Annotated in this window: 3 protein-coding genes; all 3 read right to left on the bottom strand. The window is 36.4% G+C overall.

The genetic code is table 11. The annotated features are described in order from the left end of the window. The coding region (locus HNS40_RS21645; RefSeq protein WP_172284805.1) for a LacI family DNA-binding transcriptional regulator at window positions 1-818 on the bottom strand (818 nt) is incomplete at its 3' end. A gap of 146 nt (window positions 819-964) precedes the next feature. Beyond that, window positions 965-3013 (bottom strand): LruC domain-containing protein, encoded by a 2049-nt coding sequence (locus HNS40_RS21640; RefSeq protein WP_172284804.1) that lies wholly within the window; start codon window positions 3011-3013, stop codon window positions 965-967. 256 nt (window positions 3014-3269) lie between these two features. Next, a partial coding sequence (gene gdhA, locus HNS40_RS21635; protein WP_172284803.1) for an NADP-specific glutamate dehydrogenase occupies window positions 3270-4421 on the bottom strand: 1152 nt, incomplete at its 5' end.

Here is a 4421-nt window from a genome sequence, read left to right as displayed (position 1 = left end):
GCATCAAACTCAGTTTTACGAGTCAGTAGAAAATTCTGAATTCTCAAGGCCAATATATAGGAAGAAGTGAGAATAGCATCAAATTCTATTTCTTTATTATAAATCTCATCCAATAAAAACCGACATTCTTTATCACTATTTATTCTTCTTACACTCGTATCAATCAACTCCATATCCTGCATCTCCACCTCCCTCCGAAACACCAGCTCAAGCGGAGAACCTAGTGGATTAGCAGCATCATCTATCAATAATAAGGGTTTCTTAATAGAACTGGAGGACAAATGACCAAGCGCATCAGAAATAGCTTTTTCCCTGTCCATAATAAAAGTAGAAACATTAGACTGCAAAGCACTTTCATGAATAATAACTAGAGGTAGTTTCTTTTGTAGAAAAACCTGCAATGCTGGAATTTCATTATCCTCGGTTGCGGAAATATAAATACATGCCAATGGATTAATTTGCAAAAGGTGTTCGAAACATTTGCGCTCCTCCAGAGCATCGGAAAATGAAGTTAATACCAAAAGTGAATAGCCCTTCAGAAGACAGTACTCGTTAAAACCTCGATAAACCTGCCCATAAAACCCATCTTTAACAGAAGGAATAATCAAAGCAATAATACTACTTTTCTCATTCATCAAAAGATTTGAAACACCAAGGGAATACCCCATTTCCAATGCTTTATTTAATACATCATCTTTTCGCTTTTTGCTAATTTTTGGATGATCATTCAAGGCTCTTGAAACTGTGGAAGCAGCAATCCCTAATTCCTGTGCTATATCTTTTATGGTAATATTGTTTTTTGGCTTTGCGTTTTCCATGAATATAGAGTATGATTATTTCCAGTATAAGAACACAAAAGTATAAAAAGGAATTAAACTAATGCAATATTTTGCACAAAAAAAAGAAGCCGCCAATAATGACGACCTCTTAATCAAAATCAATATGCTCTAATCAATTATTACTATTATTCTTGATAAATATTGGCAGCATTTCTATAACCTGCTATATCTTTATACCAGTTTTTATAATCTTCTCCTTCACTTAAAACCCAAGACACAAATTTCAAATGCCCCAAGTCTATACTCACTGTCTCAACTGGATATTGAAATTTGCTAGGGAAATTAACAGCCCAAGGCAAGTTTTCTTCTGTTTTATAATATTTTCCAATTTCTGGTTGCGTATCATCAAAAGCCTGACCAAAATAGGTCTCATCTACTAAATCGCTAGGTGGATAATTTGCCAAGTGCACTTCTTTACCTCTTTCCTTATTCACTATTATAAAAGGATTAAATGGAGCCACTCCAAAATCATCAGCTCCAACAGGAGTAACTAGATTTATATTTACAGTAATGGTATCAGGAACGATAAAAGCCTCTCCCTGCTTGGTATTTCCCGAACCATGTTTCCAGGCATTGTCAAAGACAATAATTGTAGCACTACTTTGTCCAGCTTCTGTACCATTATTATTTGTTTGTATATAGCCTTCGGTATATTCCGTGCCTGTTACAGATTCGATTACAGAAGGATCTACACCTTCAATAGTAAATCCAAATCCATTTCTAAAACTAGCACCAATGGCTCGTACTACAAACTTACCTTGCAAGGTGACCACCATATTATCTGCGTTAGAAATTCTATTGAAATTATAATCAACCACTAAATCATTAAAATCATAATCCCCTTTTGATGGCCATAAATCTTCAAAGGCTAAAGTTCCATAAAGCCCACTACTGGCATAATAATTATTGAATGCCAAGTCTGGATCTTCAGGATAATCGTCAAAACCATCATAAATACCATCACCATCGGTATCGATTGGGTCAGGATATGCAGGTTGAACATTTTCCATTTCCACATTTTCTATAGGATTGGCTGTTGCATAGAAAACCGCATCATTAAAGTCATTATCACCTCCGGGGCGAATCAAATCTTCGAAACCAATGACGAATAATTCCCTATCGGCATCATATAATAAGATACAATGTTGTTTATCATCATCATTTGGTTCAGGGTTAGCTTCTTGATTTGAATAAACCAATCCTAAGCCCTCTGTTACCTGTTGACTGCTGGAACTCCAACCATTTCTCAATAATACCCATCCCACAACAGTATTCTCAGGAAATGTTCCAATTTTCACTTTATCACCAGGATATAAGCCTCCTCCAGAACCTGCAAAGGAAGAATTTGGGAATATTACTGTACATTCGGTTATATCATCTGCACTTTGAGGAGGAAAGTCCCTATCATAGGTATAGAAAGCCAGGACATTACGATATCCAGCCCCTTCTGATACGAATGTTACCCAAACATCAGCCTCATCAAGAATCACTAAATTATGCTCATTTACACCCAATAAATACTCAGGATGATAAATAGGTACTGAAATTTCAGGCAATGCGTCGTTAATATCACTTAAAAATTCTGGTGAAAGATAATCTCCTTCTGCTTCTAGATAATCTGGAACACCTTCCGAATCATAAGTTCCAAGGTAATTAATGGTAATATTGGTATTTAAGCCACTCTTTAAAGCACTTTCAATACTTTTCTTAAATGGAGCCTCACCAAAATCTTGAGCTAAGAAACTTTCTCGTTCTCCCCCAAAAGTAAAACTGAGTAGCCCATTAGAAATAGGAACCAAAACTTCAGGAACGAAACCTAAATAATCTGTTGACAATACTAATTCCTCCACATCAGCTTCAAAATTATAGTCTAATTCCAGCACGCCACTTTCATTGGTTTGACCACTAATAATAAACTGGCCTCCATCTTCTTCAAAACCAGTTTTAACACTCACTTTTACATTAGGCACAGGATGGCCAGCATTGTCTTTTGTATAAATAACAACTTGAGCGTCCTGAGTATTCTCCCAGTCAAAAGCCGGAGCAGCTTCGAGGTTATCCATGGTAACATCAACCGGATCTATCGCTTCTTGATTATTTTCAGTTTGATCTAATTTCTTTTCACAGGAGCTAAATGCTAGCATTCCGACCAGCAATACTCCTAATATTTTCATGTAATTTCGATTTTTCATAGCATAATGATTTTTAAGATATTATCAAACTTAATAATTGCAGCCATGGAATTCAAGCAAGAATTCGTTGTCGTCAACAAATAGCTCGTGAGCGTGGTTAAGGTCATCAATATTTAGTTCTATAATATTTGTTCGCAAAAAGCATCACTAATTTACAAAAACTAGGCGAAAATAGCAAGCATAAAAAAAGCTACTTCGAAATAAATCGAAGCAGCTCTTTGTATTTAATATATTATATCTATACGATACCTTGATCCATCATAGAATTAGCAACTTTTAAGAAACCAGCAATATTAGCTCCTTTAACATAGTCTACATAACCATCTTCCTGAGTACCATATGTCTGACAAGCATTATGAATATCAATCATAATTTGGTGAAGTTTAGCATCTACCTCTTCAGCAGTCCAGTTTATTTTCATAGAGTTTTGAGTCATTTCTAAACCTGAAGTAGCAACACCACCAGCGTTAACTGCTTTACCAGGACCGAATAACTTCTTAGCGTCTTGAAGTGCTTCAACAGCTTCTGGAGTACAAGGCATGTTAGCACCTTCCGCAACACATATCACACCGTTCTCAACTAATTTCTTAGCATCATCACCATTCATCTCATTTTGAGTAGCACAAGGCATAGCCACATCTACTTTAATTTCCCAAGGCTTTTTACCAGCATGGAATTCAGCTTCTGGGAATTCTTCAGCATAAGGAGAAACGATATCCATATTAGTAGCTCTAAGCTCTAATAAATATTCTATTTTATCACCTGTAATACCAGTTGGGTCATAAATAAATCCATCAGGGCCAGAAATAGTCACTGCTTTTCCACCTAATTCAGTAATCTTTGTGATGGCACCCCAAGCAACGTTACCGAAACCAGAAACGGCAACCGTTTTTCCTTCGAAAGTCTCACCTTTAGTAGCTAACATTTCTTTTGCGAAATATACTGCACCAAAACCAGTAGCTTCAGGACGAACCAAAGAACCACCCCAATTGATACCCTTACCAGTTAAAACACCAGTATGCTCTCTCGCCAATTTCTTATACATACCATAAAGGAATCCAATTTCTCTTCCTCCAACTCCTATATCACCAGCAGGAACGTCAGTATTAGGACCAATGGCATGCCACAACTCTAACATAAAGGCTTGGCTAAAACGCATTACTTCTGCATCAGATTTTCCTTTAGGATTGAAATCAGAACCACCTTTACCACCACCCATAGGTAATGTTGTAAGAGCATTTTTGAAGATTTGCTCGAATCCTAAGAATTTTAAAATACTTAAGTTAACACTTGGGTGGAAACGCAAACCACCTTTATATGGACCGATTGCATTATTAAACTGCACTCTATAACCTAAGTTTACATGAACTTTACCACTATCATCAACCCA

Origin of the sequence: Lentimicrobium sp. S6 (assembly GCF_013166635.1) — a bacterium.
Lineage (GTDB): Bacteria > Bacteroidota > Bacteroidia > Bacteroidales > UBA12170 > UBA12170.
This window is presented reverse-complemented; position numbering and strand designations above follow the sequence as displayed.

Bases quoted from the DNA above. Each gene is read 5' to 3' on its own strand.
- HNS40_RS21640 (WP_172284804.1), bottom strand. From the start codon at position 3,013: ATGAAAATATTAGGAGTATTGCTGGTCGGAATGCTAGCATTTAGCTCC.